This is a genomic window from Enterobacter sp. IF2SW-B1 (assembly GCF_001743375.1).
Taxonomy (GTDB): domain Bacteria; phylum Pseudomonadota; class Gammaproteobacteria; order Enterobacterales; family Enterobacteriaceae; genus Enterobacter; species Enterobacter bugandensis.
Genome location: NZ_MJAA01000232.1, coordinates 1 through 463 on the forward strand (window position 1 = coordinate 1; position 463 = coordinate 463).

1 protein-coding gene is annotated in these 463 nt (G+C 26.3%); it reads left to right on the forward strand.

The annotated features are described in order from the left end of the window. Window positions 1-127: 127 nt before the first annotated feature. Window positions 128-364, forward strand: a complete 237-nt coding sequence (locus tag A6013_RS28965; protein WP_000842950.1) for a DUF739 family protein — start codon at window positions 128-130, stop codon at window positions 362-364. The last annotated feature ends 99 nt before the right edge of the window (window positions 365-463 follow it).

Consider the following 463-nt stretch of genomic DNA (forward strand, 5'->3'; position numbering starts at 1 on the left):
TTTTGCTAATATTTACAACAATTTTTAACAAATTATGTTAAAAAAAGTATTAAAACTAGTTGACTTATTTTAACAACAATGATATAATAAGTTTGTACAGGAAACCGAACATGAGGGAGGTGATATTATGAAAAGTACATTTGATTACAACTTACTAATGGACAGAATGAATGAATATAGATACAGTCAAAATTCATTAGCTAATGCTATACCTATTTCAAGAACATCGATAAATCACAAGTTGAAAGGTAAAAATTTATTTACACAATGGGAAATAAAAAGGATTTGTGAACTATTAGATATTCCGCCCAACAAAGTAGGGCAATATTTTTTTAAAGTAAAAGTTCGGAAAACTGTACAATAGCTTTCGAATCACTGGAGGTCAACAATGAAAAATATATGTATTGAAATAAATAAAGAATATTTAAACGGATTAGTACAAAAGAAAGTTGATGAAATCTTA